Source organism: Streptomyces sp. BJ20 (assembly GCF_022869105.1).
Taxonomy (GTDB): Bacteria; Actinomycetota; Actinomycetes; order Streptomycetales; family Streptomycetaceae; genus Streptomyces; species Streptomyces griseoincarnatus.
In genome coordinates this window covers 5486735-5512782 of the sequence record NZ_CP094918.1, presented here as the reverse complement: position 1 = coordinate 5512782, position 26048 = coordinate 5486735, and the positions used below count along the sequence as shown (strand labels likewise).

Below are 26048 nucleotides of genomic sequence, written 5' to 3'. Positions count from 1 at the left end.
GGAGGGCGCGCCCCTCCGGCGCCGGCTCCGTACCCGTGCCTACGGTCGGGGCGTGCCCCCGGCGCCCTTGTTGCGGCCCCGGCGTCCGCCTGCCCCACGTCCGTTCGCGGCGCCCCGTCCGCCCGGTGCGGCACCCGGGTCGCCGAGGGCGGGCGGGCCCGCGGCCCCACCCAGCGGGCCGGCGCCGCCGAGGCCGCCCAGCCCCCGCAGCCGTTCCAGCTCGCGGCGGTCCCGTTTGGTCGGGCGGCCCGCGCCGCGGTCGCGGATGCCGGCCGGGGCGACGGCCTCGCGCGACGGAGGCGGCGGCGAGTTGTCGACGTAGCACTGGACGGCGACCGGCGCCCCCACCCGCTTGCGGATCAGCCGCTTCACGACGACGACCCGCTCCCGCGTCTCGACCCGCACCCGTACCTCGTCGCCGACCCGCACGGAGTGCGACGGCTTCACCCGCTCGCCGTTCACGCGGACGTGCCCGCCCCGGCAGGCCGCGGCCCCCATGGACCGCGTCTTGACCAGCCGCACCGACCAGATCCAGCTGTCGATCCGCACGGTCTCGCCGTTCTGCGGTCCTGCCGCCTCGGCGGCGGCCACCGCCGCCGCGACCTTCGGCTCCACCGCCTCCGGCGTGACCCCCTCGGACGTGGCCTCCGCGCCCTCGTCCGCGCCGGCCGTCCTGTCGTTCCGCGCACCCTCCGCAACCATGCTCCCGACCTTAGCCCGCCCGGCCCGCCGACCGGACGCCCTACCGTGGAGCCATGGAATCCGAAGGCCTCGCCCGGCTCGACCGGCGCATCGCCGGCTGCCGTGCCTGTCCGCGTCTGGTCGACTGGCGTGAGGAGGTAGCCCGTACCAAGCGGGCCGCGTTCGCGGACTGGACGTACTGGGGGAGGCCGGTGCCCGGGTTCGGGCCCCCCGACGCGCGGCTGGTGATCATCGGTCTCGCGCCCGCCGCGCACGGCGGCAACCGCACCGGCCGGATGTTCACCGGCGACCGCTCCGGCGACGTGCTGTACCAGGCGCTGTACGACGTGGGCCTGGCCTCCCAGCCGACCTCCGCGCACACCGACGACGGCCTGGAGCTGTACGGGGTCCGCGTCACCGCGCCCGTGCACTGCGCCCCGCCCGCCAACAAGCCCACCCCGGCCGAGCGGGACGCCTGCCGGCCCTGGCTGGTGCAGGAGCTGCGGCTGCTGCGGCCCACGGTCCGGGCGGCCGTCGTCCTCGGCGCCTTCGGCTGGCAGGCGGCGCTGCCCGCGTTCGCCGAGGCCGGCTGGACCGTGCCCCGCCCGCGGCCCGTCTTCGGGCACGGCGTCCATGTCGAGCTGGACGCCGGCGACGGCCCGCCGCTCGGCCTCCACGGCTGCTTCCACGTCAGCCAGCGGAACACCTTCACCGGCAAACTCACCCCCGAGATGCTCAGGGACGTCCTGCGCACGGCGGCCACGGCGGCCGGACTGCCTCCCACGAAACAGGGATGAGCCGACCCGCGCGGGGGCGCTACGGTGCCCGCATGGGCAGGTATCCGGAGATCGAACCGTACGACCAGGGCATGCTCGACGTCGGGGACGGCAACCGCCTCTACTGGGAGACCAGCGGGAACCCGCACGGCAGACCCGCGGTGGTGCTGCACGGCGGACCCGGCTCGGGCGCCGGCGCAGGACTGCGGCGCTACTTCGACCCCGCCGCCTACCGCATCGTCCTGTTCCACCAGCGCGGGGCGGGACGGTCACGGCCGTCGGCCGCCGACCCCGCCACCGACATGAGCGCCAACACGGCGCCGCACCTGATGGCGGACCTGGAGCGGCTCCGCGCGCACCTGGGCATCGGGCGCTGGCTGGTGTGGGGGGTGTCCTTCGGCTCGGCCCTGGGCCTGCGGTACGCGCAGACCCACCCCGGCGTGGTGTCCGAGCTGGTGCTGACGGGCGTGGCCACCGGCTCGCCCGCGGAGGTCGACCTGCTGACCCGGGGCCTCGGCCGGATCTTCCCGGAGGCGTTCGAGCGGTTCCTCGCCGAGCTGCCGGAGGACGAGCGCGACGGCAGCCTGGCCGCCGCGTACAACCGCCTGCTGGAATCACCCGACCCCGAGGTCAGGGCGCGGGCGGCGCAGGCGTGGACGGACTGGGAGACGGCGATCATCCCCGCCCCGCCCGGTTCCGTCGAGCGGTTCCGGGACCCTGAGTTCCGCTACGGCTTCGCCCGCACCGTCACCCATTACTGGGGCAACGACCACTTCTTCGGCGACGGGGGAGAGCAGGGTGTCGTCCTGCGCGACGCACACCTCCTCGCGGACGTCCCCGGCACCCTGGTCCAGGGCAGCCTCGACTTCGGCAACCTGCTCGGCACCGTGTGGCGGCTGCACCACGCCTGGCCGGGCAGTGAGCTGGTGATCGTCGACGACGCCGGGCACGACGCGGGCGCCGTCGGGGACGACGCCCTGGTGGCGGCGACGGACCGGTACGCCCGCCGCCGCCCCTGACGGACAGCGTGCCCGCAGCCTTCCTACGGGTGCAGTACCACCTTGGTGTAGCCCTCGATCCGCTTGTCGAACTTGTCGTACGCCGACGGTGCCTGGTCCAGCGGCAGTTCGTGAGAGACCACGAAGCTGGGCTCGGCCCGGCCCTCGATGATCATGTCGCGGAGCTGCCGGTTGTAGCGCTTGACGTTGCACTGACCGGTACCGAGCTTCAGGCCCTTCTCGAAGAGCTTGCCGATCGCGACCAGCAGCATGCCCTGCTTGGACTGCTCGTCCGGGGCGCCCGGGTCGGACGGCACGTACAGCCCGGGGATGCCGAGCATGCCGGTGGCACGGACCGTGCGGACCAGCGCGTTCAGCACGGTCGCCGGCTCCTCGCGGTCGGTGCCGCCGCCCGCCGAGGCCTGGTAGCCGACGGCGTCGATGCCCTTGTCGGTGCCCATGCCCTCGGTCTGGTCGTGGATCTGCTCGACCGGGTCGCCCTCCGTGAAGTCGATCGGGATCGCCCCGATCTCCTCGGCCTTCTGCAGCCTCTCCGCGACGCGGTCGACCACGAACACCTTCCGCGCGCCGCGCAGCAGCGCCGAGTAGGCGGCCATCAGGCCGACCGGTCCGGCGCCGTACACGGTGACGCTGTCGCCCGGGCGCACCTGGGCGAGTTCGCAGCCGTGGTATCCGGTGGGGAAGATGTCCGCGAGGAGCACGAAGTCCTTCTCGTGCTCGGTGCCCGCCGGCAGCTTCAGGCAGTTGAAGTCGGCGTAGGGGACGCGCAGGTACTCCGCCTGGCCGCCCTTCCAGGGGCCCATGGCCACATAGCCGTAGGCGCCGCCCGGAAAGCCGGGATTGACGGTGAGGCAGTACCCGGTGAAGCCCTCGACGCAGTTGGTGCAGAAGCCGCAGGCGACGTTGAAGGGCATGACCACCCGGTCGCCCTCCTTGAGCGAGGTGACGCCCGGGCCGACCTCGGCGACGATGCCCATGTTCTCGTGGCCGAAGGTGATACCCGGCTCGGCGGCCGTGCGGCCCTCGTACATGTGCAGGTCGGAGCCGCAGATCGCGGTTGAGGTGACCCGTACGATCACATCGTTCGGATGCTGGATCGTCGGGTTCTCGACGTCCTCGACGGCGATCTCGAACGGTCCCTTGTACACGACGGCCTTCATGGTGCGATCTCCGTTCGGTTGGTGTTCTGCGTGGTGCGCAGCGACGCCCCTCCCGATGGCCCGCGTGACCGATATCTCATGATTCTCCGGTCTTGTGGCCGGAGCAAGCCGGTAGCATCCGACGAATATCGTGCGACGTCCGCCCCATTTCCCGGGGCGCCGCACCCGGCGATCAGGCCGCCATCCGACGTGACACCCGACGAGAGGGGAAGGGCGGAACATGTCAGCTCAAAGGCTGGGGACACTGCTGGTGGCCGTGCCCGGGCTGTCCGGCACCACATACCCCCCGGGCACGACCGTGACGGTCCGCGGCCGCGGCGCGACCGTGGACGCGTTCGTCAACGGCGACTGGCTCCCGCTGTCCTGGTGGGAGTTCTCCGACGGTCTGCGTGAGGACATCGCCGACCGCTGAGCCGTCGCGCGAGGCGACCGCCGGCCGGCCGCCCCGGGGTCAGTCGACCTTCACCCAGTCCAGGGTGCGCTCGACGGCCCGCTTCCAGTCCTCGTAGCCCTGGCGGCGCCGGTCCTCGTCCCACGACGGCTCCCAGCGCTTGGACTCCTGCCAGTGCGAGCGGAGCTCGTTCTCGTCGCTCCAGAAGCCCGTGGCGAGGCCCGCGGCGTACGCGGCGCCCAGCGCGGTGGTCTCCGCGACCACGGGCCTGCTGACCGGCACCCCGAGCACATCGGCCTGGATCTGCATGCACAGGTCGTTCGCGGTGACGCCGCCGTCCACCTTCAGCACGTCCAGGTGGACCCCGGAGTCCTGCTCCATCGCCTCGACCACGTCACGGCTCTGGTAGCAGATCGCCTCCAGCGTGGCCCGCGCGATGTGGCCGCCGGTGTTGTACCGGGACAGGCCGACGATGGCCCCGCGGGCGTCGGAACGCCAGTAGGGGGCGAACAGACCGGAGAAGGCCGGCACGAAGTACATGCCGCCGTTGTCCTCCACCGACCGCGCCAGCTGCTCGCTGTCCGGGGCGCTTCCGATGATCTTCAGCTGGTCGCGCAGCCACTGCACCGCCGCGCCGGTCACGGCGATGGAGCCCTCCAGCGCGTACACCGCCGGGCTGCCGGCGAACTGGTACGCCACCGTCGTCAGCAGGCCGTTCTGTGAACGGACCAGCTCGGTGCCGGTGTTCAGCACCAGGAAGTTGCCGGTGCCGTACGTGTTCTTGGCCTCGCCCGGGGAGAAGCAGACCTGCCCCACGGTGGCCGCGTGCTGGTCGCCGAGGACGCCGGTGATCGGCACGGCGGCGCCCAGCGGCCGGGACGTACGGGCCTGGCCGAACGCCTCCGGGTCCGAGGAGGGGTGGATGGCCGGGAGCATCGAGCGCGGGATGCCGAAGATGCCGAGCAGCTCGTCGTCCCAGTCGAGGGTCTCCAGGTTCATCAGCATGGTGCGGCTGGCGTTGGTCACGTCCGTGGCGTGGATGCCGCCGTTCGGACCCCCGGTGAGGTTCCACAGCACCCAGGCGTCCGTGTTGCCGAACAGGGCGTGGCCCGCCTCGGCCGCCTCGCGCAGCCCGTCCACGTTCTCCAGCAGCCACTTGATCTTGCCGCCGGAGAAGTAGGTGGCCGGCGGCAGGCCCGCCTTGTGGCGGATCGTGTCGCCGTGGCCGTCGCGTTCGAGGGCGGCGGCGATGCTGTCGGTGCGCGTGTCCTGCCAGACGATCGCGTTGTAGTACGGACGGCCGGTGCGCGGATCCCACACGACGGTCGTCTCGCGCTGGTTGGTGATGCCGATGGCCCGCAGGTCGGAGGCCGACAGGCCGCCGTCGCGGAGGGCGTTCTGGATCACCGTGTTGGTGCGCTCCCAGATCTCCACCGGGTCGTGCTCGACCCAGCCGGAACGGGGCAGGATCTGCTGGTGCTCCAGCTGGTGCTTCGCCACCTCGTTACCGGCGTGATCGAAGATCATGAAGCGGGTGCTGGTGGTCCCCTGGTCCACCGCGCCGACGAATTCGGGCATCACTGAAACCTTTCCTGAGTGACGACGGGTCCCGGGGGCGGCCTACGCCTCCTCGGTGGCCGGGCCTTCCTCCTGGGCCTCCATCGCCCGCGCCCTGGCGGTGACCACCGGCTTGATGATCAGGTCGTACACCAGCACACCGGCGACGCCGCCGATCAGCGGGCCGACGATGGGGATCCACCAGTAGCCGCTGAACCACCCGAACGTGCCCGGAAGGGCGATGTCACCCCAGCCCTCGAAGTACGTGAACAGCCGCGGACCGAAATCCCGCGCGGGATTGATCGCGTATCCGGCGTTCGTGCCGAAGGTCAGACCGATGGCGACGACCACCAGACCGATGAGGAACGGGTGCAGATTCGACAGGGGCGCGACGTTCTTCAGGTCGATGAGTGCGCAGACCAGAAGAAGCAGAATTCCGGTGCCCACGATCTGGTCGAGCAGCGGACCCCACCAGGAATCACCGAAGTATTCCGCGGGGAAGGTCGCGAAGATGGAATAGGTGGCCAGTGATTCGTCACGGGCCAGTCCCGCCTTCGCGTCGGCGGCGTCGATCGCCCAGCGGTAGCAGGCGTAGACGAGCGCGGCCGCGACGAACGCGCCGCACAGCTGGGCCAGCCAGTAGGCGGGCACCTTCTTCAGCGGGAAGTCCCTGCGCACGGCGAAGGCCAGGGTCACCGCCGGGTTGATGTGGGCGCCGCTGATGCCGCCGGCCACGTAGATGCCGAAGACGACGGCCAGGCCCCAGCCCCAGCAGATGATGAGCCAGTTCGCCGGCCCGAAATCCACGAACTGCCGTCCGGAACCGGGCAGGCCCACGACGGCGACGGCGACGGATCCGACACCCAGCAGAATGAGGACGAACGTCCCCAGGAATTCGGCGAGCATCTCGCCGCCTATGCCTTCGCGATAGCCGCGTCGGCGCGGAGCTGTTACGCGATCAGCCATCAGCTCTCCTTGAATGGAAATGGCGTGGACTGTGCCTCCCCATGTCGGCAGCGTAGGTCCACCGCACACGGCGGGCGCGCGGGGAGCGGTATTTCCCACCAACAGCCCAATTCGATGGGCGAAGGGGAAGGGAGCGGCTAATACTGCGGGGATTTCGGCGCATCGAGGGCGGGCCATCGCCCGGTCCGCTCAGGACGGACAGGGCGCGTCCGCCCGGCTGTCACACCGGTGAAACACGCCCGTTCCCTCCCGTCAGTGAAGCCCGCCTACCGTGGGGGGCATGAGTTCCGCCCCGGTCAGCGTTGTCCGAAGGAGCAGCCGCAACGACCGGACGACAGGAGCCCTGTGACCCGCACCGCCCTCGCCGTACCCCCGTGGCTCGCCCATGCCCTCCGGTCCCAGCGGGGGCCGGTCTCCCGGAGTGCGGTGCTGCGCGGGGCGCTGGGCGGCGGGCCGCTGCTGCTCGCCGCCGTGTTCGCCGGGCGGCCCACCCTCGGGGTGGTCGCCGCGATCGGCGCCATGTTCGCCGGGATCAACGACCGGCCCGGCAGCCGGCGCGCCTCCGTGGCCCGGATCGGGACGCCCGCCCTCGCGGGTGCGGCTGGGCTGCTGACGGGCACGCTCGCCGGGGACCACGCGCCGGCCGTGCTGCTCACCCTGCTGCTGACCGTGCTGGGTCTGGCCGCCGGAGGGATCAGTGCGCTGGGCCCGGTGGGGTCCTCCGCCGGGACGCAGCTGCTGGTCGGCGCGGCCGTCGGGGCCGGTATGCCGCTGCCCGAGCCGGGCTGGCTGCGGGCGGCCGCCTTCGTCGCGGGCGCCGCCTGGCTGCTCCTGCTGCGGCTCGCGCTGCCCACCTCCCACACCCTCGCCGGGGACCGCCGCTTCGAGCTGCGCTTCGACGGGGAGCGCGCCGCCGTCGCCGGGGTGTACGAGGCCGTCGCCGGGCTGCTCGACGCCGCCGGCTCGGACGGCGCCACCGCACGGCGGGCCGCGCTCACCGCCTCCCTCGACCAGGCGCAGGACGCGCTCGCCGGACCCCGGCTGCGCCGCCGCCCCTCCTCCGCGGCCGAACGCCGGCTGCACGCCCAGTACGCCGCGGCCCTCCCGCTCGCCGAGGCCGCGACCGCGCTGGCCTGGGCGGGCGACCCGGTGCCGGACCGTACGTCCGAGGCGCTTCGCCGTCTGGCTGCCGCCGTGCGCAACGGCGCTCCCACCGGCCCGCTGCCCGCCCCCGCCCGCTCCGCACCCGGCCTGCGCGCCCTGGACGACGCCCTGCTGTACGCGGCCGAGACGTTCGACCGGGCCGACAGCCGGCGGCTGCACGGACGCAGGCGCACCCGGACCTCCGTCCTGCGGACCGTCCTCGGCGCCCGCGGCCGCGAGTACGGGATGCGCGTCGCCCTCTGCTTCGGCGTGAGCGCCGCCGTCGCCCAGGCCCTCCACCATGCGCGCTGGTACGGCCAGCACGAGCACTGGTACTGGCTGCCCGCCACCGCCGTCTTCCTCGTCAAGCCCGACCTCGGGCCCCTGGCCTCCCGCGTGCTGTCCCGCGCCGCGGGAACCGTGCTGGGCGCCCTGCTGTTCGCCGGGTTCGCCGCGGTGCTGCCGCGGCCGGTGGGGCTCGTCCTCCTCGTCACCGTCTGCGGGGCGCTGATCCCGCTCGCCACCCGGCACTTCGCCGCGCAGACCGCCGTCGTCACCGTGCTCGTCCTGGCCCTGGTGATGGCCGGCGGCGAACCCCAGGCGTCCTTCGCCCGGATCGGCGAAACCCTGCTGGCCTGCGCCATCGTGCTGGTCGTCGGACACCTGCCCACCCCCGGCCGGCGCGGCGAGGCCATCCGTGCCCGGCTTGCCGAGGCGAGCGGCGCGGCACGCGAGTACCTCGCCCATGTGCTGGGGGAGTCCGAGGACCGCGAGGCCCGCTGGGCGCTGCGCCGCGAGGCCTACCGCACCCTCGCCGAGGCCCGCGCCGCCATCGCCCTCGCCTCCGCGGAGCTCCCGACGCTCGCCCGGCACGCGGACGGCGCCGACGAGATCGCCACGACCCTCGAACGGCTCGTCGACACCACCACCGCCTGCGCCGTCCACCTGGACGACACCGGCACCCTCGACCCCCACCATCTCCGCCGCCTCACGTCCCTCGGGAACGAACTGGCCCACCACGGCGCGCCACCCCCCGTCCCGACCCGGCCCCCCGGTCACCACCCCCTCGGCGTCGGCTGAGCGCGCCCAGAGGGGCGCGGGGAACTGCGCGATCAACCCCCACAACCCGGCACCCGAAGGACGACCATCTGTCGCCGGTGACCACTCGGCCGCGGTCGGCTGAGCGCGCCAGGAAGGGGCGCGGGGAACTGCGCGCCCAGCCCCCCACAACCCGGCACCAAAGGACGATCACCTGCCGCTGGTGACGACTCGGTCGCCGTCGGCTGAGCGCGTCCGGAAAGGGCGCGGGGACTGCGCGATCAACTCCCACGAACCAGCACCCGGCCCCCGGCCACTTGCCGCCGGTGGCCGTCCCGTCGGCGTCGGCTGAGCGCGCCCGGAAGGGGCGCGGGGACTGCGCGATCAACTCCCACGAACCAGCACCCGGCCCCCGGCCACTTGCCGCCGGTGGCCGTCCCGTCGGCGTCGGCTGAGCGCGCCAGGAAGGGGCGCGGGGAACTGCGCGCCCAGCCCCCACAACCCGGCACCCGCCGGCCCGCCGCGGCACCCACCCGCCCGCAGGACCAACGGCCCCGGCCCGCGCAAGGCCGAGCCCCGACCTCCAACCCGCCCCGCCAAAAGAAGAACGCCCCGCGTTCACCCCACCCGCACCCACACCGGCGCATGATCCGACCCCGCCACCCCCCGCCGCTCCCCGGGATCCGCTCCCACGGACGGCAGGCGGGGCGGCCCGTCGTCCGGCAGCCCCGTCCCCGCCGCCGACACCCTCCGCACCAGCCGGTGGCTGAGCAGCACATGGTCGATCAGCTCCCGGCGCCCCGAGTTCACCCGCGAATAGCGTTCCGACGCCGGGATCAGCGGGGCCACGTCCCACAGCCGGACCGCGTCCCCCCGGTCCGGCCGGTCGTACCCAGGCGTGCCGATCTCCGAGCCGGGCGGCCCGAGCAGCAGCTGCGTGGTCGCCGCCTGCACCTCGTCGTTGAGGTCGCCGAGCACCGCCACGTCCCGCTCCCGCCCGTCACCCTCCAGCAGCCGGTCCGCCAGCGCGCGCAACGCCGCCGCCTCGGCCGCCCGCCGGTACAGCGCGTAGGCGCCGTACCGGGCCCGTTCGCCCTCGTCGCGCGGCTGGAAACGGCCGTCCGGATAGGACAGCAGCTTCGACTTCAGATGACACACCGCCACCCGCAACGGCCCCCGTTCGCCCGCCACCTCCACCGCGAGGAAGCCGCGCCCGGCCTGAGAGACGGTCAGCCCGGTGTCGTCCGCCTGCACCGGCAGCATCCGAGGCGGGAACGCCGCCGTGTCGGCGACCACCGTCAGCTCCGTACGGCTGAGGAAGCCCACCCGGATGCCCCGGCTGTCGGCGTGCGAGGACAGCGCGACGTGCCAGTCGTCGTCGAGCATCCCCGCCAGATCCTCCAGCGCTCCGGGGTCGCCCACCTCCTGCACGCCGAGCAGCCCCGGATCCAGTTCCGTGATCACCGCGGCGAGCGCGGCCAGTTTCGAGGCGTAGGCGGCCTCGTCGGCGGGCCCATAGGGGCCGCCGGGCCGGTACAGGTTCTCCAGGTTCCAGGTGCCGAGGAGCAAGGCGGGCCCCTTTCAGCCGTGGGCGGGCTCGTGGTGAGGCCAGGGTGCGCGCCCGGCCCGCCGTGCGACAGAGCCGCGACGGGATGTCGCGGTTCGGCTCCCCCCGGTTCGGAGTCCCGTCGTACGTTGACGTGATGACGCCTTCTGCCGTGGAGAGTCCCGCCGGCCTCATCATCACCGGATGCACCGTCCTCACGCACGACGATCAAGAGGAGGCCGTCTTCCTGGAGGACGCCGCCGTCGTCGTCCGCGACGGGGTCGTCGCGGAGGTGACCGACGCCGCGTCCGTCGCCGGGCGCACGGCCGACGAGTGGATCGACGCCCGGGGGCAGGTGGCGCTGCCCGGTCTGATCAACTGTCACACCCATGCCCCGATGGCCGCCCTGCGCGGGCTCGCCGAGGACCTGCCGACGGAGGCGTGGTTCAACGACGTCGTCTGGCCGGTGGAGTCCAACCTCTCCGAGCGGGACGTCACCCTCGGCGCGCTGCTCGCCTGCGCCGAGATGATCCGGGCCGGCGTCACCTGCTTCGCCGACCACTACTTCGCCATGGACGCGGTCGCCGAGGTGGTCACCGCGTGCGGCATGCGCGCCCTGTTGGGAGAGGCGTACTTCTCCTCCCAGGGCCCTCAGGGACGGGAGAAGTCCCTGGAGTTCGCGCTGCGCCACCGGGGCGCGGCCGGCGGGCGCATCACCACCGCGCTCGCCCCGCACGCCCCCTACACGGTGGACGACGCCGACCTCGCCGCCACCGCCGAGCTGGCCCGCGCGCACGGCCTGCCCGTCCATCTGCACGCAGCCGAGAATCGCGACCAGACCGAGGCGTCCCTCGCCCGGCACGGGGTCACCCCCGTCGAGGTGCTGCACCGCACCGGTGTCCTGGACACCGACGTACTCATCGCCCACGGCACCGGCATCGTCGAGAGCGACCTGCCGCTCCTCGCACACGCGCGGGGGCGTACGGCGGTGGCGACCGCGCCCCGCGGCTACCTCAAGTTCGCCTGGCCCACCACCACCCCCGTACGGGCGCTGCGGGACATCGGCGTGCCGGTCGGGCTCGCCACGGACGGCGCCGCGTCCAACAACTCCCTCGACGTGTGGGAGTCCATGGCGCTCACCTCGCTGATCCAGAAGTCCACCGAGGGCGACCCGCGCTGGCTGACCTCACGTCAGGCCCTGCACCACGCCACCCTGCAGAGCGCCCGCGCGGTCGGCCTGGAGGGCAGCATCGGCCGCATCGCGCCCGGCCACCGCGCCGACCTCGTCCTGGTCGACCTCACAGGACCGCACACCCAGCCCGTGCACGACCTCGCCGCGACCCTGGTGCACAGCGCCCGCTCCGCCGACGTCCGCACGACCGTCGTGGACGGCCGGGTCCTCATGCGCGACCGGCGCCTGCTCGTCATCGACGTCGCCGAGGTCGTGCGCGAACTGGACGAGCGCCTGCCCGCCCTCGTCGACCGCGGCCACGGCCGGCGCATCCAGGAGTACGACACCTGAGCGGGGCCCGTATCGCGGTGAAAGGACGTCGCACGCGGCCGATGAGTTCCGCGCGGCACACCGATCACCCCTCGTAACGGGACCGTCGCACAGGAGGAATGATGCCGCTTCCGGAGACCCCGGCGACTTCGACGCGGAGGGCGGCGTGCTCCTGGAGGAGGACGGCGGGACGGCGCAGCGCCCCGGCGTGAGCTGCTTCCTGCGCGACGGCGACCGCGTCTTCCACACCTGCTCGGCGTTCGGCCGAGGCCTGGAGGGGCTGGGCTCCACCACCAGCCTGCTGGACCGCGCTCGGCAGGCAGGAGCCCCGGGAGGAGCCCCAGGGGCGCGCGCACGCCGTCGGGGTGCCCGTGGCGCAAGAGCATCTCCGCTACCACGACGAGTACGACGACTGACACGGAGGGTGACGAATTACTCCGGAAAGCTGAGAGCGCGCTCACACTTGGCGGTGAACGGGTGTCAACTACGTCTCAGTACCGTCACCGGACGAGGCGTTCGCCCCATGGTTGGCGTTTAACTCTACGAGTACAGCGCTACATGGAGGTGGCAGGGTGAACGGGCGAACCGTGCTCGAACGCTTTCCCGCAGGTGGACCGCGTGGCTCCTGGCCCGCGGAGGAGTTCGCGCACGCGCGGCGCCTGGAGGGTCTGCCCGCCGAGGTCGTCATGGACCTCGCCACCGACATGTTCCTGGTGATCGTCCGCGGCGAGGGCGCCGGCGGTGAGGCGGTGGCGTGACCGCGGCCGGGCGGCGCCGTGCGCGACCCTCAGGCAGTGACGGGGCGTGACCAGACGGGGGTCGTCCCGGTGAGCCCGCACAGCGCCAGGTAGAGCGGTATGGGCGGCGTGTACGGGAGTGTGCCGTCGGGGCGGTGGATCAGCCCCGGAAGGCCGGCCGCGTCCGTGCCGGCGGAGGAGCCGGGGAGGACGGCGCCGGCGGCGTAGTGCGCGGGGGCGGGCCACTCCAGCGCGTAGTCCGAGTCGGACGGGACCAGCCACCACCAGTGCGCCTCGTCGGCGTACACGCACCCCACGCGGGGCAGCCGGGGCAGGACCAGCGGGCCGAAGCGGGCCGGCACGGCCACCGCGTCGCAGCCCATCGGGGCGGTCATGCCGTCGGGCACGGGGAGCCGTCGGGGCGCGTCCGGCGTCAGCCGTCCGCGCTGGATCCGGACCAGCGAGTCCAGGCTCAGCACGCGTGTGCCGCCGGGGCCCGTCACGCCCGGCCTCCGTCCCGGTCCGAGGGTGTGTCCGTGCGCTGCTCGGCGGGGTGGGCGGCGTCGCCGTCGCCGGTCTCGTCCTCGCCGCCCTCCGAGCCGCCGGCCGGACCGGGCTTGGGGCGGGCGCCCCAGCCGAGGTCGTTCAGGGGTTCGGCGGGGTCGCCGGGGGAGTCGGCGGTGCGGGGGAGTTCCGCCCAGACCAGCAGGCCGGGACCGTGTTCGTGGGCGCCCCACGCGTGGCACAGGGCGTCGACCAGGAGCAGTCCCCTCCCGTGCTCCTCCTCCGGTTGCTGCCGGGTGTTCGCCCGCGGCCGGCCCGGCGCGCAGCCCTCGTCCCGCACGGCGATGCGCAGCAGGTCGGCACCGTCGTGCAGCTCGCAGACGACATGGCTGCTCGCGGTGTGCACGATGGCGTTGGTGACCAGCTCGGAGACGACCAGTGCCGCCGTGTCGCAGGTGTCCTCGCAGACCGACCACCCGGTCAGCCGGGCCCGTGTCAGTCGTCTCGCCTGCGCGGGGGAGCCAGGGTGAGCGGCCAGTTCGAAACGGAACCGGCGCTCGGCGGAGCCCCCCGCGGGAGCGGTGGCCGGGGCGGCGCCGAGGCCCACGGGAGCCGCGGCGGCGTCTGTTCCTAAGGGCGCGGACGGAATCACGCTTGCCACTATCGCCCCGCCGTGAACACTTGGCAAGTGTCACTCTGAAAAATGCAGAGTGCTGTGTGACGGTCTGGACGGGCGTGGCACACTGCTCGCAACAGCACCTCGCGCGGCGCCAGTTGGGATCGCCGGAGATTGATTCGAAAATGTGTTCGGGTCAGTTGATCTCCGTGCCAGATCACCGGACGGCGCCGCAGGGCTGTCAGGATTTGTTCGAGGGAGGTGAAGCGTGAGCGAACCCCGGTCCGCGCCGACGGTCGGGCAGGTCGTCCTCGGGCGCCGCCTGCTGGATCTGCGCGAGCGCGCGGGTCTCAAGCGGGAGGAGGCCGCCCGTATCCTGCGTGTCGCCCCCGCCACCGTGCGCCGCATGGAGATGGCCGAGGTGGCGCTCAAGATCCCCTACCTCCAGCTGCTGCTGAAGGCCTACGGCGTCTCCGACGAGGAGGCCGAGGCCTTCGTCCAGCTCGCGGAGGACGCCAACAAGCCCGGCTGGTGGCAGCGCTTCCACGACATCCTGCCCGGCTGGTTCTCCATGTACGTCAGCCTGGAGGGCGCGGCCTCCCTCATCCGCAGCTACGAACCCCACTTCGTCCCCGGGCTGCTCCAGACCGAGGACTACGCGCGCGGCGTGCTGCGCTCCGGCGCCATAGGGCAGACCCGCCCCGAGGACATAGAGCGCCACGTCGACCTGCGCATGCGGCGCCAGGAACTGCTCACCCGCGAGGACGCGCCCAGGCTGTGGGTCGTCATGGACGAGACCGCGCTGCGCCGCCGGGTCGGCGGCCCGGAGGTGATGCGCGCGCAGATCGACAAGCTGCTCGAGGCGTCGGCGCTGCCCAACGTGACGCTGCAGATCGCCACCTTCGACAGCGGGCCCCACCCCGGCACGTACGGGCCGTTCGTGCTGTTCCGATTTGCCATGCCCGAACTTCCGGACATGGTCTACAGCGAGTACCTGACCGGCGCCGTCTACCTGGACGCGCGTACCGAGGTGGCGACCCACCTCGAGGTCATGGACCGCATGGCGGCGCAGGCCGCCACGGCACATCGCACGAAGGAGATCCTCCGGGATCTCCGCAAGGAGCTGTGAATGGAACTCATCAAGCCCCCGAAGACCCAGCCGGGTGCGCGGGCACACGCCAGGAGGATCTACAACGGCATGCCCGCCCGGGAGCTGGGCAGCGAGGGCTGGCACAAGCCCTGGAGCGGCGGCAACGGCGGCAACTGCCTGGAGGCGATGAAGCTGGACGACGGCCGGATCGCCGTCCGCCAGTCCACCGACCCGGACGGTCCGGCGCTCATCTACACCTCCGCCGAGATGACGGCCTTCATCGAAGGGGCCAAGGCCGGAGAGGCGGATTTCCTGCTGTCCTGACCTCCGATTGCCGCACTACCTTTGCTTTTCCCTTGAAGCACCGACTTGGCACTGAATTGATCACTAACGCTTGCAGACAGTTACGGAGTCCGTCATGACCGGCCAGAACCCCGTGGAGATCGACACCACCAGACCGCATCCGGCCCGGATGTACGACTGGTACCTCGGAGGCAAGGACAACTACCCGGTCGACGAGGCCATGGGCCGGCAGATGCTCGCCCTGGAACCGAGGGTGCCGGTCATGGCGCGCGTCAACCGCGCGTTCATGCAGCGCGCCACGCGCTGGCTCGCCGGACAGGGCGTGCGCCAGTTCCTCGACGTCGGCACCGGTATCCCCACCGAGCCGAACCTGCACCAGATAGCCCAGCGGATCGCACCGGACGCCCGCGTCGTCTACTGCGACAACGACCCCATCGTGCTGGCCCACGCGGCGGCCCTGCTGCGCGGCACGGACGAGGGCGTCACCGACTACCTCCAGGCCGACGTCCGGGACCCGGACACCATCCTGGAGGGCGCGCGCAAGGTCCTCGACTTCGACGAGCCGATCGCGCTGTCGCTCATCGCGCTGCTGCACTTCGTCCCCGACGAGGACGGCGCGCACGAACTGGTGGCGCGGCTGGTGGACGCCCTGCCCTCGGGCAGTCACCTGGTGCTCAGCCACGCCACGGCCGACTTCACCCCCGAGGACTCGGAGGCGGCCACGGCGAAGCTCAAGGGAGCGGGCGTCACCCTGGCGCTGCGCAGCCGTGAGGAGTTCACCCGCTTCTTCGACGGCCTCGACCTCGTGGAGCCGGGCGTCCAGGTGCCGCACCTGTGGCGCCCTGACCTGGGCGAACCGGTCCCCGGCCAGGACGACGGGGTCATCCCTGGCTACGGCGCGGTGGCGCGCAAGCCGTAGGTCCGTTCCGCGTCCGACCTCGACGCCCCTGGGCGCCCGGCTTCGGCCGGGGGTCCGGGGGCGTCGGTGTGCGGGGGCGGCGGGTGTCCCCACCTGGATGCGGGTGTCCCCCCGGATGTGCCGGGGCGGATTCCGGCCAGGGGGGCCGGGCGGTGGGGCGCGGAGGACGGCGGGGTGTCTCAGACGGTCATGGGCCGGTCGTACGGGCCGATCGGCGCGGGCAGTCGGCTCGCGCCGCCCGTGAGACAACGGTCGACGGACGCCGCCACCGCCCGCCCCTCCGCGATGGCCCACACGATCAGCGACTGCCCCCGAGCGGCGTCGCCCGCCGCGAAGACGCCCGGCACGTTCGTGGCGAAGTCCGGCCCGCGCGCTATCGTGCCACGGGGCTCCAGCTCGAGACCGAGCTGCGCGATGATCCCGTCGCCCTGGTCCGGCCCGGAGAAACCGAGCGCGAGCAGCACCAGGTCGGCGGGCAGCGTCCGCTCCGTCCCCGGTACCGGCCTGCGCTCCGCGTTCACCTCGACCAGATGCAGCCCGCGCACCCGCCCTTCCTCGTCCCCCTCGAAACGCAGCGTCGACGCGGCGAACAACCGCGCGTCGGCCTCCGCCGCCGGCGCCGTCACCAGCGCGCCCGCCTCCTCGTGCGCCGCCGACAGCCGGTACAGCTTCGGATACGTCGGCCAGGGTTCGCTCTCCTCGTCGCGCTCGCTGCCCGGCTTCCGGTAGATGTCCAGCTGGGTGACCGACGCGGCCCGCTCCCGTACCGCCGTGCCCAGGCAGTCCGCACCCGTGTCGCCGCCCCCGACGATGACCACGTGCCGCCCCTCCGCCGACAGCGGCGACCTCTCCAGGTCGCCCTCGCACACCCGGTTGGCCAGCGGCAGGTACTCCATCGCCTGGTGGATGCCCGCGAGGTCACGGCCCGGCACCGGCAGCTCCCGCCACGCCGTCGCTCCCGTGGCGATCACCACCGCGTCGTAGCGGCTCCGCAGCTCCGCCGCGTCCACGTCCTGCCCGACCGTGGTCGACGTGCGGAACCGCGTCCCCTCGGCCCGCATCTGCTCCACGCGCCGCTCCAGATGGTGCTTCTCCATCTTGAATGCGGGGATCCCGTACCGCATGAGCCCGCCGATCCGGTCGTCCCGCTCGTACACGGCGACCGTGTGCCCGGCCCGCGTCAGCTGCTGGGCGGCGGCCAGCCCGGTGGGCCCTGAACCGATGACCGCGACCGTCCGCCCGGACAGCCGGTCCGGCGGGGCCGGTGCGGCGAACCCCTCCTCCCACGCCTTGTCCGCGATGGCGCACTCGACGTTCTTGATGGTCACCGCCGGCTGGTTGATGGCGAGCACACAGCCGGCCTCGCAGGGCGCCGGGCACAGCCTCCCCGTGAACTCGGGGAAGTTGTTCGTGGCGTGCAGCCGCTCCGCCGCCGCCCGCCAGTCCTCCCGGGAGACCAGGTCGTTCCATTCCGGGATGAGATTGCCCAGCGGACAGGCCTCGTGGCAGAACGGCACACCGCAGTCCATGCACCGGTCGGCCTGCTCGCTGATGATCGGCAGCAGTCCCCCGGGTACGTACACCTCGTCCCAGTCGAGGACGCGCTCCTCCACAGGCCGGCGCGGCCACTCCCGGCGGGGTGTGGTGAGGAAACCCTTGGGATCTGCCATGGCCGTCTTCTTTGCGTGCCAGGGGGACAGGCCGTGCGTCGTCGGGCGGCACTCCTGCGCACACGATACGTCCGCCCACCCCGGCCCGCAGCGTGCCGGACACCGGCCGTACGGCGCCTCAGCCGGTGAGTGCGACGAGGTACGCCAGCGCTGCCCCGGCCGAGGCGACGGCGCGGACGTGGTTCCACCGCGTCCACCCGCGCACGTACTCCGGCCAGTACGCGGCCGCCTCCGCACCGTCCGCGTCGAGACGGGCCAGCCGCTCGTTGCGGGGTATGTTCGCCGCCACGGTCAGGCCGAACGATCCGCACAGGAACAGCACGCCGCCCACCACGGAGGCGACTGCCCCCTGGTCCGGCCACGTCACGAGCGTCACCACTGTGAGCACCGCGCTCAGTACCGTCGTGCCGAGGAACACCGCCATGAACGGCGGCCGCACCGCCGCCACGTTGACCGCCCGCATCGCGGCCGCACCCCGCGCCGCCGGCAGCGCCGCGAGCCCCCGCATCACGAACGTCGAGAACGCGCAGAACACCCCGGCCACCAGCCCGGTTCCCAGCACACCCAACGCCGTCAGCACGGCGTACGCCCCGTCACCCATGTCCTCACCCCGTCGTCCTCGTCACCCTCGTCCTTCCGGCCGGGCCCTTTCCCCGGCCGCCCGCACCACCAGTGAACGGGTCTCCGCCGCGCCGGGCCATGGCCGAGCGACGCACACCCATACGCGAGCGTCCACCGTCCGCGCCCGCCCAGGGCGCCCGGCCTTCCCCGGCGGTCCCGGTGCTGTCCGGGACGTGCCGCATCATGGCCGTGTGCGACTCGAAGCGATCACCTGGGACCGGCTCGTCGACCTGCTCGCCGAACGCCTGCTGGACCTCGACACGGCCGACGGCGCCCCTTGGCCCCGCGTCGCCCTCGACGGCGCCCCGGCCGCCCGCCCGGGAGACCTCGCCGAGCGGCTCGCCGACGCGCTGCGCGTTCGCGGCCGCGCCGGCCTGGTCGTCGGCACGGAGGGCTTCCTGCGCCCCGCCTCGGTCCGGCTCGAGTACGGCCACCAGGACCTGGAGTCCTACTACAGCGGCTGGTACGACACCGGCGCCCTGTGGCGTGAGGTGTTCGACCCGCTCGGCCACGGCGGCAGCGGACGCGTGCTGCCCGACCTCTGGGACCCGGTCACCGACCGCGCCACCCGCAGCCCGTACGTCGAACTGCCTCCCGGCGGCGTGCTGTTGCTGCACGGCCCGCTCCTCCTGCACCACTGGTTCCCCTTCGATCTGACCGTCCACGTCCTCCTCTCACCCGGTGCGCTGCGCCGCCGTACCCCCGAAGTCGAGCACTGGACCCTGCCCGCCTTCGAGCGCTACGAGCAGGAGACCGACCCGGCCGGAACCGCCGACGTGCTCGTACGGGCCGACGACCCCCGTCACCCGGCCTGGCGCGGCTGAGAGCACGGCGAAGAGCTTGGCCGGGGCAAGGCCGGGGCCGTGCTGGAGCCGGGGGCGCGGCGCCGTCCGCTGCGGGTGCCGTCCGGGCGCGGCACGACGACAATGAAGGGCGTCGGGACTCGCGACGCGCCCCGCGCCGCGCCGGCCCGTCCGGCACCGGGAGGTACCTCATGACCACCGCCGGAGACATCATGCACCGCGGCGCCCAGTGGATCCCCGCGCATGAAACCCTCGACCGAGCGGCACAGTTGATGCGTGAACTGAACGTCGGCGCGCTCCCCATCAGCGACGAGAACGAACGGCTCTGCGGCATCCTCACCGACCGCGACATCGTCGTAGGCTGCGTCGCCATGGGCCACGATCCCGCCAAGGTCACCGCGGGCGAGATGGCCAAGGGCACACCCCGCTGGATCGAGTCCGAGGCCGACGTCGACGACGTGCTCACCGAGATGCGCACCCACCAGATCCGCCGGCTGCCCGTCATCGACGACAAGCGTCTCGTCGGCATGATCAGCGAGGCCGATCTGGCGCAGCACCTGACGAACGAGCAGATCGCCGCCTTCGCCGAGAGCGTCTACGCCCGGTCCGCCTCCGGCTGACCCCGCCGCCCGCGACCGGCGGGACGGGAGGGCGTCACAGCCAGCCGCTGCGCCGGAACGCCCGGTACAGCAGGAGACACGCCAGGGATATCACCCCGACGACCATGCCGTAGCCGTACCGCCAGTGCAGCTCCGGCATGTGGTCGAAGTTCATGCCGTACACCCCGCACACCATGGTCGGCACCGCGACGATCGCCGCCCATGCGGTGATCTTCCGCATGTCCTCGTTCTGGGCGACCGTGACCCGCGCCAGGTGGGCCTGGAGGATCGAGTTGATCAGCTCGTCGAAGGCCGCTATCTGCTCCGTCGCCCGCTGCAGATGGTCGGCGACGTCACGGAAATACGCCTGTATGTCCGGGGCGACCACCCGGCTCGGCCGGGTGGCGAGCTCCTCCAGCGGCCGGCCCAACGGCACCACCGCCCGTTTCAGCTCCAGCAGTTCACGCTTGAGCTGGTAGATACGGCCCGGGTCGACCCGGGCACCGTGCTCCGCGAACACCTCCGTCTCGACCTGGTCCATGTCCTCCTGGACCGAGTCGACCACGCGCAGATAGTCGTCGACGACCTGGTCCGCGACGGCGTGCAGCACCGTGGACGGGCCCTGAGCCAGCCGCGCGGGATCGGCCTCCAGCCCTTCCCGCAGCGGGCCGAGCGACCCGTGCCGGCCGTGCCGCACGGTCACCACGAAGTCCTCGCCGACGAACACCATGATCTCGCCGGTGTCGACCACCTCGCTGGTCGCGGTGAGTTCCTCGTGCTCGACGTAGCAGACGGTCTTGAACACGGCGAACAGCGTCTCCCCGTACCGCTCCAGCTTCGGCCGCTGATGCGCCTCGACGGCGTCCTCCACCGCCAGTGGATGCAGGTCGAACAGCTCGGCGATGCCGGAGAACTCCCGGCTCGTCGGCTCGTGCAGCCCCAGCCACACGAACCCCTCCCCGCTCTCGCGCACCCGCTTGACGGCGTCGGCCGCGTCCCCGGGCACGGAGAGGCGGTGACCGTCCCGGTACGTCACGCAGTTGACCACCGAGGAGCCCAGCGGAGACCGGGCTGGGTGGCTGAGATCCACCCGGGGACGCCTGCGCGCCAGCCGGCGCAGCCCGCTCACCCGGCCGAGACCGGTGACCTTCCTCAGATTCACTGCCCTGGACATTCGGCTCCCCCTCGCGTGGATCCCCCGTGCCGCGCTTCCTCGGCGGCCTGCCGCGCCAGTCTGCCAGCGACCGGATGACCGCGTGCAGGCCTGTGGAAACGCCAAGTTCCGTTTGGTTCCCGCCTGTGGAAGAGGGCGCTCCTCAGGTGGTTCCCGCCTGTGGAGGAACGCGCCCTTCAGTTGGTTCCCGCATGGAAGAAGCCTCCCGTCAGTCCCGCGCCGGCGGCCGTGCCCCCACCCGCCCCACCGCCGCCGCTCCTGCCCGGCACCCCTCCTCCATCGCCCGCCCGGCATCCGCACCGGTCAGCAGCGCCGCCAGGAAGGCCCCGGTGAAGGCGTCGCCCGCACCGGTCGTGTCCCGAGGCGTCACCGGCGGCGCGGGAACACGTGCGCACACCTCTCCGGACCGCGCCAGCAGCGCGCCCTCCGCGCCGAGCTTGACCACCACCAGCGGCACCGACCGGCTCAGCGACGCCGCCGCCTCCGCCACGTCCGGGCACCCTGCCAGCAGGCAGGCCTCGTCACGGCTGGGCAGCAGCACGTCCACGCCCTCCACCAGCGACAGGAAGCGGTCCGGACCCAGCTCGGCCAGGAACCCGGCCGACGCCGGGTCCACGCTCACCGGCACCCCGCGCGCCCCCGCCGCCTTCAACGCCATCGCCACCAGGGCCCGGCTGCTCCCGCTGAACAGCAGATAACCCGACAGATGCAGCCGACCCACCCCGTCCAGCAGGGCGTCCGACCAGTCCTCGGGCCCGAGCCGCAGCGACGCGCCGCTGTCGGTGAGGAAGGTCCGCTCGGCCGCCGCACCCTCGTCGACCAGGCAGACGACCGTCCCCGTCGGCGCGTCGGCGTCCACGACCAGCCGCGGACGCACCCCGCGGGCAGCCAGTTCCCGTTCGTGCCAGACCGCCGCGTCCGCGCCCACCCGCCCCAGCAGCCGCACCTCGCACCTCCCCTGTCGCGCGGCCCAGCAGGCGACGTTCGCGCCCGCCCCGCCCGGCACCGTGCGGATCACGGCCGCCGTGTCCGTGCCCGGGGCGAGCGGTCCGGCATGGCACGCGACCACATCCGTGATCACGTCGCCGACGACCAGCAGAGCCCCGCCCGGCCCGGTCACTGCCCTGCGGCCCAGGCCGCCGCCACCCTGGCCGCGAGCGCCACGTTGCCGCGCACCGCCGCCAGGTTGGCCTCGAGGGAGGCGCCGTCGGTGTGCCTCACCAGATGGTCCAGCAGGAAGGGGGTGACGCCCTGACCGGTGACCCCCGCGGACTCGCACGCCCGCAGCGCCTCGTCGAGCACGCGCGCGTGCACCTCAGGATCCAGCTGCTCGCCCTCCGGCACCGGGTTGGCGACGATCAGCGCCGACCCGGGGCCGCCGAGCGTGTCCTGCGCCCGCATCACCCCGGCCACCTGCTCAGGGGTGTCCAACCGCCAGTCCACGGGATGTCCGGAGTCCGACAGGTAGAAGCCGGGGAAGCGGTCCGTGCCGTACCCGGCGACCGCCACACCCAGCGTTTCCAGCCGCTGCAGGGTCGCCGGCACGTCCAGGATCGACTTCACGCCCGCGCACACCACGGTGACGCGGGTGCGCGCCAGCAGCCCCAGGTCGGCAGACTCGTCCTGGGTGACCGTCCATTCGCGGTGCACCCCGCCGAGCCCGCCGGTGGCGAAGACGCGGATGCCCGCGCGCGCCGCGAGCAGCGCGGTCGCGGAGACGGTCGTCGCGCCGCTCGCCCCCGTGGCGACCGCGAGCGGCAGGTCACGGTGTCCCAGCTTGCGGATGCCGTCCTCGTTCGCGACCCGCTCCAGCTGCTCCTTGTCCAGGCCGACCCGCGGCGTGCCGTCCAGCACCGCGATCGTCGCCGGGACCGCGCCCTCCCGCCGCACCGCGGCCTCCAGTTCGCGCGCCACCTGGAGATTGCGCGGCCGGGGCAGGCCGTGGGCGATGATCGTGGACTCCAGGGCCACCACCGGCCGGCCCGTCGCGACCGCGTCCCGTACCTCTTCCGACACCATGAGCACCACGCGTTGCCTCCCGTCTGCCGCCTTTCCCTCCATCTCTGGCGGGCGGCACGCCGGGCCAAACCCTTGCGGTGCGTCACACAGCTCACGGAGGCTGGGGCCATGACAGATCACGCGACCCGGCTCGACCACATCGTCCTCTGGGTGAGCGACCCGATCGCCGCCGCGCACTTCTACGAGAAGGCCGTCGGCCTGGAGCCGGTCAGGCTCGCCGACTTCTCGGCCGGCGAGGCGCCCTTCCCCTCGGTGCGCGTCAGCGAGGAGACGATCCTCGACCTCATGCCGCGCGCCAAGGCGGACCGCATGACGATGCTCCCAGGGGCCGCCGACAGCTCCGGCCACCCCGTCAACCACGTCTGCCTTTCGCTGTCCGCTGACGCATTCGACGCCCTCCTCGACCGGCTCCAGGAGCAGTCGGTCCCGGTGTCGGACATCGCCCACGACTCCTTCGGCGCCCGCGGCCTGGCCAAGCGCAGCTTCTACTTCCGCGACCCCGACGGCAACATCTTCGAGGCGCGCCACTACGACTGAGCCGCGGTTCCGCGGGCCCCGCGGCCGTCAGAACAGAGGTTCCGGCAGCACACCCTCCAGGGCGAGCAGCCGCCGCTTGGTCTCCAGCCCGCCCCCGAACCCGCCGATGCCGCCGCCGCTCTCCACGACTCGGTGGCAAGGCACGACCACGGGAAGCGGGTTGGCGCCCATGGCCATGCCCACGGCCTGCGCGGCGCCCGGCTGACCCACCCGGCCCGCCAGGTCGCCGTACCCCACCACCGTGCCGAACGGCACGGTGGTGGCCAGTTCGCGCAGCACCTCGCGGTTGAAGCCCGAGATCAGCGACCAGTCCAACGGCAGCTCGAAGAAACGCCGCTCACCCGCGAAGTAGGCCTCGAACTGGCGTATCGCCTCGGCCAGCAGGGGAGAGCCGGGCTCCTCCACGGGCTCGGAGCCGAGCCGGGACGCCAGCCGCGACAACGCCTTGTCACGCACCTCGTCGGTGGCGTGGAACACCACGTTGACCAAACCCTCCCGGGTCGCCGCCAGCAGCAGCGGGCCGATGCCGGTGTCCACGACGGCCCACACGACCCGCTGCTCGTACCGCCCGTCGTCGTCCATGCGCCCCACCGTACGGCCCGCCACCGACAACGCCCGCCGGAACGGCGACAGGGGAACAGGCGCCCGCGGGCGCGGATCAGCCGCCCACCGCGTCACGCACGACGTCGGGGTTGTTGGTGATGATCCCGTCCACCCCGTAGCCGGCCACCCGGCGGGCGGCGGCCGCGTCGTTCACCGTCCAGGTGAACGTCTCCAGCCGCTTGCCGTGCGCTCCCTTGAAGGCGTGCACCGCGGTCACGTAGTCGGCGGTGAGCGACGCGTGCGAGGGGTTGATCTGGTCGGTGAAAGCCGCGTACGTCGGCAGGTCGGCGATGGGCGGCGTGCCGAGGAAGCCGGTCTTCACCGCGGGCGCCAGCTGGTGGACCGTGCGCACGCTGTCCGCGCCGAAGCTCTGCACGATCAGCCGCTGCCGTACATGTGCCGGGTCGAGCCAGCCCTCGTCGGCCAGCACCTTGAGGATGTCCCGCTCGATGCCGGGGTACAGCTGCGGGTTCTTGATCTCCAGCAGCAGCTTCTGCCGGTGCTGGTCGATCCGGTGCACGAACTGCTCCAGCGTCGGCACGCGCGCGCCCGCGTACTTCGGGTCGAACCAGCTGCCCGCGTCCAGGCGGGCTATCTCGGCGGCGGTGAAGTCCTTCACCTTCCACGGCGCACGGTCGGGGAAGACCTCCTCGACGTCGGTGGTGCGCTGCAGGCTGTCGTCGTGGACGACGACGAGTTCGCCGTCCTTGGTGCGCTGGACGTCGTTCTCCACCCACTCGGTGCCCAGGGCGGCCGCCTTGTCGACGGCGGCGAGCGTGTTCTCCGGCGCGTAAGCGGAGGCGCCCCGGTGCGCGACGACCACGGGCGCGGGCGCGGCACCCTCGGCGGCCCGGGCCGGGGAGAGCGGCAGCAGGAGGACGGCGGCTCCCGCGAGCGCGGTGGTCGAGGTGGCAACAGCGCGTACGGGCATGTGTACTCCTCGCGTCGAGCGGTCACGTTCAGAACCACTGTGACAGCAGAGGGTCAACGCGAGGCGGGTGCGGGATGGCCGCAGATTGAACGCTGTCCCCTGAACGCCGCACACCGGTGCCACACACCTGCGGCAAGGACGTGTTTCTTTGTCGGATAGTCGTTCGACCATTCCGGTGGGGGTCATACTCTCTGCGAAACCCTGGCCGCCACAGCGGTCCTGGGAGGGGGCGCACAACGGGACAACGCGGGACGTACAGGGCGGAAGGGCAGCCGCGCATGCAGGGCACGGTCGACGGATTCAGTTACGGGCTGGTAACACCTCTGGTGGCCTATCTCATGGCATGCCTCGGAGGTGCGCTCGGGCTGCGCTGTACCACCCGGGCCGGACTGGGGCCGCGCTCCTGGCGACCGGGCTGGCTTGCCCTCGGGGCCGCCGCCATCGGCGCCGGCGTATGGACGATGCACTTCATCGCGATGATGGGCTTCACCGTCGAGGGGACGCCGATCCACTACGACCGCGCGATGACCTACGCGAGCCTCGCCGTCGCCGTCGTCATGGTGGGCATAGGCATCTTCATCGTCGGTTACCGGGGGGCCACCGGGACGGCCCTGTTCACCGGGGGGACCGTCACCGGTCTCGGCATGGCCTCCATGCACTACCTCGGCATGGCCGGAATGAGTCTCGACGGACGGGTCGAGTACAACACCGTCGCCGTCGCCGCCTCGGTCGTCGTCGCCATGGCCGCCGTCAGCGCCGCCCTGTGGGCGGCGGGACAGGCCAGAGGGTTCCTGTGGAGCGTCGGCGCCAGCCTGGTCATGGGCCTCGCGGTCACCGGCATGCACTACATCGGCATGGCCGCCGTCGAGGTGCACGTGCACGGCACCGCCGAACCCGCCACGGGGGAGTCCGCGGCCGCCCTGCTCGGCCCCATGATGGTCGGCCCCCTCGCCGTCCTCGTCCTCGCCGGCCTCGTGGTGATCTTCGACCCCCTGGTCGTCATGGGCCGGGCACCGGCGCCCTCCGCCGAACGCCTGCCCGGGATCCCCGCCCACTCCCCGGCGCACCACCCCCCGGTCCGCTCCCGGCTGCGTGCCCGCGGCCCCGTCGAGCACCGCTCTCGCACCCCTCAGCGCCGCTGACC

General features: G+C 72.8%; 27 protein-coding genes and 1 pseudogene. 14 read left to right on the top strand and 14 right to left on the bottom strand.

The genetic code is table 11. The annotated features are described in order from the left end of the window. Positions 1–39: 39 nt before the first annotated feature. Positions 40–702 (bottom strand): RNA-binding S4 domain-containing protein, encoded by a 663-nt coding sequence (locus MTR79_RS24955; RefSeq protein WP_086700263.1) that lies wholly within the window; start codon positions 700–702, stop codon positions 40–42. A gap of 53 nt (positions 703–755) precedes the next feature. On the opposite strand from MTR79_RS24955, the gene MTR79_RS24950 reads away from it, so the two are divergent. Next, positions 756–1478, top strand: a complete 723-nt coding sequence (locus MTR79_RS24950) for a uracil-DNA glycosylase (RefSeq protein WP_086700262.1) — start codon at positions 756–758, stop codon at positions 1476–1478. A gap of 32 nt (positions 1479–1510) precedes the next feature. Then, positions 1511–2476, top strand: coding sequence for a prolyl aminopeptidase (pip, locus tag MTR79_RS24945; RefSeq protein WP_244792003.1), 966 nt, complete (start codon positions 1511–1513; stop codon positions 2474–2476). Positions 2477–2499: 23 nt separating this feature from the next. Here pip and MTR79_RS24940 read toward each other — a convergent pair whose 3' ends face one another. Then, positions 2500–3636 carry a glutathione-independent formaldehyde dehydrogenase gene (locus tag MTR79_RS24940; RefSeq protein WP_244792002.1) on the bottom strand — a complete coding sequence of 379 codons (1137 nt, stop codon included), beginning with the start codon at positions 3634–3636 and terminating at the stop codon, positions 2500–2502. A 220-nt stretch (positions 3637–3856) separates the two neighbouring features. Here MTR79_RS24940 and MTR79_RS24935 point away from each other — a divergent pair, with 220 nt between their 5' ends. Then, entirely contained in the window at positions 3857–4048 is a 192-nt protein-coding gene (locus MTR79_RS24935) for a hypothetical protein (protein WP_048456904.1), read from the top strand. Positions 4049–4087: 39 nt separating this feature from the next. On the opposite strand, the gene glpK is transcribed toward MTR79_RS24935, so the two are convergent. Together glpK and MTR79_RS24925 are read right to left on the bottom strand one after the other, a co-directional pair. Continuing rightward, positions 4088–5605 carry a glycerol kinase GlpK gene (glpK, locus tag MTR79_RS24930; RefSeq protein ID WP_086700257.1) on the bottom strand — a complete coding sequence of 506 codons (1518 nt, stop codon included), beginning with the start codon at positions 5603–5605 and terminating at the stop codon, positions 4088–4090. 42 nt (positions 5606–5647) lie between these two features. Further along, complete coding sequence (locus tag MTR79_RS24925) at positions 5648–6550, bottom strand: MIP family channel protein (RefSeq protein ID WP_086700255.1); 903 nt, start codon at positions 6548–6550, stop codon at positions 5648–5650. 345 nt (positions 6551–6895) lie between these two features. Between MTR79_RS24925 and MTR79_RS24920 the strand changes: the two genes are divergently transcribed. Then, a complete protein-coding gene (locus MTR79_RS24920; RefSeq protein WP_244792001.1) occupies positions 6896–8773 on the top strand; it encodes an FUSC family protein in 1878 nt (625 codons plus the stop codon). A 576-nt stretch (positions 8774–9349) separates the two neighbouring features. On the opposite strand, the gene MTR79_RS24915 is transcribed toward MTR79_RS24920, so the two are convergent. Then, positions 9350–10300: an endonuclease/exonuclease/phosphatase family protein gene (locus MTR79_RS24915; RefSeq protein WP_175448531.1), complete on the bottom strand. Its 951-nt coding sequence runs from the start codon at positions 10298–10300 to the stop codon at positions 9350–9352. Positions 10301–10434: 134 nt separating this feature from the next. On the opposite strand from MTR79_RS24915, the gene MTR79_RS24910 reads away from it, so the two are divergent. The 3 genes and pseudogenes from MTR79_RS24910 to MTR79_RS24900 all read left to right on the top strand — a co-directional run bounded on the left by MTR79_RS24910 (position 10435) and on the right by MTR79_RS24900 (position 12536). Next, a complete protein-coding gene (locus MTR79_RS24910) occupies positions 10435–11799 on the top strand; it encodes an amidohydrolase (protein WP_189366605.1) in 1365 nt (454 codons plus the stop codon). A 124-nt stretch (positions 11800–11923) separates the two neighbouring features. Next, a pseudogene (locus MTR79_RS24905) lies at positions 11924–12194 on the top strand (DUF899 family protein); the annotation flags it as partial. Between the two features lie 156 nt (positions 12195–12350). Further along, the gene (locus tag MTR79_RS24900; RefSeq protein ID WP_019525306.1) at positions 12351–12536 is read left to right on the top strand and encodes a hypothetical protein; all 186 of its coding nucleotides are present in this window, start codon (positions 12351–12353) and stop codon (positions 12534–12536) included. Positions 12537–12565: 29 nt separating this feature from the next. On the opposite strand, the gene MTR79_RS24895 is transcribed toward MTR79_RS24900, so the two are convergent. Then, positions 12566–13018 carry a hypothetical protein gene (locus MTR79_RS24895; protein WP_086699555.1) on the bottom strand — a complete coding sequence of 151 codons (453 nt, stop codon included), beginning with the start codon at positions 13016–13018 and terminating at the stop codon, positions 12566–12568. After that, on the bottom strand, positions 13015–13707 hold the full coding sequence (locus tag MTR79_RS24890; protein WP_244792000.1) for an ATP-binding protein: 693 nt from the start codon (positions 13705–13707) through the stop codon (positions 13015–13017). The genes MTR79_RS24895 and MTR79_RS24890 overlap by 4 nt, the downstream gene beginning before the upstream one ends. Positions 13708–13903: 196 nt before the next feature. Between MTR79_RS24890 and MTR79_RS24885 the strand changes: the two genes are divergently transcribed. The 3 genes from MTR79_RS24885 to MTR79_RS24875 all read left to right on the top strand — a co-directional run bounded on the left by MTR79_RS24885 (position 13904) and on the right by MTR79_RS24875 (position 15947). Next, the gene (locus MTR79_RS24885; RefSeq protein ID WP_093766709.1) at positions 13904–14764 is read left to right on the top strand and encodes a helix-turn-helix transcriptional regulator; all 861 of its coding nucleotides are present in this window, start codon (positions 13904–13906) and stop codon (positions 14762–14764) included. Next, complete coding sequence (locus tag MTR79_RS24880) at positions 14765–15049, top strand: DUF397 domain-containing protein (RefSeq protein WP_033273098.1); 285 nt, start codon at positions 14765–14767, stop codon at positions 15047–15049. Positions 15050–15143: 94 nt separating this feature from the next. Beyond that, positions 15144–15947 (top strand): SAM-dependent methyltransferase, encoded by an 804-nt coding sequence (locus tag MTR79_RS24875; RefSeq protein ID WP_244791999.1) that lies wholly within the window; start codon positions 15144–15146, stop codon positions 15945–15947. A gap of 179 nt (positions 15948–16126) precedes the next feature. On the opposite strand, the gene MTR79_RS24870 is transcribed toward MTR79_RS24875, so the two are convergent. Then, positions 16127–17617 carry a glutamate synthase subunit beta gene (locus tag MTR79_RS24870; protein WP_244791998.1) on the bottom strand — a complete coding sequence of 497 codons (1491 nt, stop codon included), beginning with the start codon at positions 17615–17617 and terminating at the stop codon, positions 16127–16129. A gap of 118 nt (positions 17618–17735) precedes the next feature. Next, a complete protein-coding gene (locus tag MTR79_RS24865; RefSeq protein ID WP_163038252.1) occupies positions 17736–18218 on the bottom strand; it encodes an anthrone oxygenase family protein in 483 nt (160 codons plus the stop codon). A gap of 211 nt (positions 18219–18429) precedes the next feature. Here MTR79_RS24865 and MTR79_RS24860 point away from each other — a divergent pair, with 211 nt between their 5' ends. Both MTR79_RS24860 and MTR79_RS24855 read left to right on the top strand, forming a co-directional pair. Continuing rightward, positions 18430–19062: a uridine kinase gene (locus tag MTR79_RS24860; protein ID WP_244791997.1), complete on the top strand. Its 633-nt coding sequence runs from the start codon at positions 18430–18432 to the stop codon at positions 19060–19062. Positions 19063–19232: 170 nt separating this feature from the next. Further along, the gene (locus MTR79_RS24855; RefSeq protein WP_102639034.1) at positions 19233–19661 is read left to right on the top strand and encodes a CBS domain-containing protein; all 429 of its coding nucleotides are present in this window, start codon (positions 19233–19235) and stop codon (positions 19659–19661) included. A 34-nt stretch (positions 19662–19695) separates the two neighbouring features. Here the strand turns inward: MTR79_RS24855 and MTR79_RS24850 are convergent, their stop codons facing one another. The 3 genes from MTR79_RS24850 to MTR79_RS24840 all read right to left on the bottom strand — a co-directional run bounded on the left by MTR79_RS24850 (position 19696) and on the right by MTR79_RS24840 (position 22842). After that, complete coding sequence (locus tag MTR79_RS24850; protein WP_244791996.1) at positions 19696–20814, bottom strand: magnesium and cobalt transport protein CorA; 1119 nt, start codon at positions 20812–20814, stop codon at positions 19696–19698. 208 nt (positions 20815–21022) lie between these two features. After that, positions 21023–21934 carry a sugar kinase gene (locus MTR79_RS24845; RefSeq protein WP_189366600.1) on the bottom strand — a complete coding sequence of 304 codons (912 nt, stop codon included), beginning with the start codon at positions 21932–21934 and terminating at the stop codon, positions 21023–21025. Next, positions 21931–22842: a pseudouridine-5'-phosphate glycosidase gene (locus MTR79_RS24840; RefSeq protein WP_244791995.1), complete on the bottom strand. Its 912-nt coding sequence runs from the start codon at positions 22840–22842 to the stop codon at positions 21931–21933. Before MTR79_RS24840 ends, MTR79_RS24845 begins: the two co-directional genes overlap by 4 nt. 99 nt (positions 22843–22941) lie before the next feature. Here MTR79_RS24840 and MTR79_RS24835 point away from each other — a divergent pair, with 99 nt between their 5' ends. Further along, positions 22942–23370 carry a VOC family protein gene (locus MTR79_RS24835; protein WP_048456920.1) on the top strand — a complete coding sequence of 143 codons (429 nt, stop codon included), beginning with the start codon at positions 22942–22944 and terminating at the stop codon, positions 23368–23370. A gap of 27 nt (positions 23371–23397) precedes the next feature. On the opposite strand, the gene MTR79_RS24830 is transcribed toward MTR79_RS24835, so the two are convergent. Beyond that, positions 23398–23952 carry a methylated-DNA--[protein]-cysteine S-methyltransferase gene (locus tag MTR79_RS24830; protein WP_244791994.1) on the bottom strand — a complete coding sequence of 185 codons (555 nt, stop codon included), beginning with the start codon at positions 23950–23952 and terminating at the stop codon, positions 23398–23400. Between the two features lie 76 nt (positions 23953–24028). Continuing rightward, positions 24029–24904, bottom strand: coding sequence for a glycerophosphodiester phosphodiesterase family protein (locus MTR79_RS24825; protein ID WP_244791993.1), 876 nt, complete (start codon positions 24902–24904; stop codon positions 24029–24031). A gap of 278 nt (positions 24905–25182) precedes the next feature. Between MTR79_RS24825 and MTR79_RS24820 the strand changes: the two genes are divergently transcribed. Next, on the top strand, positions 25183–26046 hold the full coding sequence (locus tag MTR79_RS24820) for an MHYT domain-containing protein (RefSeq protein WP_244791992.1): 864 nt from the start codon (positions 25183–25185) through the stop codon (positions 26044–26046). The last annotated feature ends 2 nt before the right edge of the window (positions 26047–26048 follow it).

Excerpts from the sequence above, each read along its gene's own strand:
- MTR79_RS24955 (WP_086700263.1), bottom strand. The coding sequence starts at position 702 with ATGGTTGCGGAGGGTGCGCGGAACGACAGGACGGCCGGCGCGGACGAG.
- MTR79_RS24950 (WP_086700262.1), top strand. The coding sequence starts at position 756 with ATGGAATCCGAAGGCCTCGCCCGGCTCGACCGGCGCATCGCCGGCTGC.
- pip (WP_244792003.1), top strand. The coding sequence starts at position 1,511 with ATGGGCAGGTATCCGGAGATCGAACCGTACGACCAGGGCATGCTCGAC.
- MTR79_RS24940 (WP_244792002.1), bottom strand. The coding sequence starts at position 3,636 with ATGAAGGCCGTCGTGTACAAGGGACCGTTCGAGATCGCCGTCGAGGAC.
- MTR79_RS24935 (WP_048456904.1), top strand. The coding sequence starts at position 3,857 with ATGTCAGCTCAAAGGCTGGGGACACTGCTGGTGGCCGTGCCCGGGCTG.
- glpK (WP_086700257.1), bottom strand. The coding sequence starts at position 5,605 with ATGCCCGAATTCGTCGGCGCGGTGGACCAGGGGACCACCAGCACCCGC.
- MTR79_RS24925 (WP_086700255.1), bottom strand. The coding sequence starts at position 6,550 with ATGGCTGATCGCGTAACAGCTCCGCGCCGACGCGGCTATCGCGAAGGC.
- MTR79_RS24910 (WP_189366605.1), top strand. The coding sequence starts at position 10,435 with ATGACGCCTTCTGCCGTGGAGAGTCCCGCCGGCCTCATCATCACCGGA.
- MTR79_RS24880 (WP_033273098.1), top strand. The coding sequence starts at position 14,765 with ATGGAACTCATCAAGCCCCCGAAGACCCAGCCGGGTGCGCGGGCACAC.
- MTR79_RS24875 (WP_244791999.1), top strand. The coding sequence starts at position 15,144 with ATGACCGGCCAGAACCCCGTGGAGATCGACACCACCAGACCGCATCCG.
- MTR79_RS24870 (WP_244791998.1), bottom strand. The coding sequence starts at position 17,617 with ATGGCAGATCCCAAGGGTTTCCTCACCACACCCCGCCGGGAGTGGCCG.
- MTR79_RS24865 (WP_163038252.1), bottom strand. The coding sequence starts at position 18,218 with ATGGGTGACGGGGCGTACGCCGTGCTGACGGCGTTGGGTGTGCTGGGA.
- MTR79_RS24855 (WP_102639034.1), top strand. The coding sequence starts at position 19,233 with ATGACCACCGCCGGAGACATCATGCACCGCGGCGCCCAGTGGATCCCC.
- MTR79_RS24850 (WP_244791996.1), bottom strand. The coding sequence starts at position 20,814 with ATGTCCAGGGCAGTGAATCTGAGGAAGGTCACCGGTCTCGGCCGGGTG.
- MTR79_RS24835 (WP_048456920.1), top strand. The coding sequence starts at position 22,942 with ATGACAGATCACGCGACCCGGCTCGACCACATCGTCCTCTGGGTGAGC.
- MTR79_RS24830 (WP_244791994.1), bottom strand. The coding sequence starts at position 23,952 with ATGGACGACGACGGGCGGTACGAGCAGCGGGTCGTGTGGGCCGTCGTG.
- MTR79_RS24825 (WP_244791993.1), bottom strand. The coding sequence starts at position 24,904 with ATGCCCGTACGCGCTGTTGCCACCTCGACCACCGCGCTCGCGGGAGCC.
- MTR79_RS24820 (WP_244791992.1), top strand. The coding sequence starts at position 25,183 with ATGCAGGGCACGGTCGACGGATTCAGTTACGGGCTGGTAACACCTCTG.